This is a genomic window from Escherichia sp. KCJ4928, from assembly GCF_004352695.1.
Lineage (GTDB): Bacteria > Pseudomonadota > Gammaproteobacteria > Enterobacterales > Enterobacteriaceae > ECMA0423.
Genome location: NZ_SJWV01000850.1, coordinates 1 through 255, shown reverse-complemented (window position 1 = coordinate 255; position 255 = coordinate 1). Strand labels below are relative to the sequence as shown.

At 56.5% G+C, this 255-nt stretch carries 1 protein-coding gene; it reads left to right on the top strand.

Annotated features, from left to right (window positions below; genetic code table 11):
* Positions 1-255, top strand: a 255-nt coding sequence (locus tag E0D98_RS27060) for a DNA methyltransferase (protein WP_254201212.1), incomplete at both ends; no start/stop codon positions are given.

The following is a 255-nucleotide window of genomic DNA, read 5'->3' as shown; positions in this document are numbered from 1 at the left end:
GGCGATAAAACCGATGAATGGCTGCAACCGGCCTGTAATGAAATGTACCGCGTACTCAAAAAAGACGCGCTGATGGTCAGCTTCTACGGCTGGCACCGTATTGACCGCTTTATGGCGGCCTGGAAACGCGCCGGATTCAGCGTGGCAGGGCACCTCGTGTTCACCAAAAACTACACATCCAAATCTGCGTATGTCGCGTACCGCCACGAATGCGCTTACATCCTGGCAAAGGGCAGTCCGGCCCGGCCCCGTAAC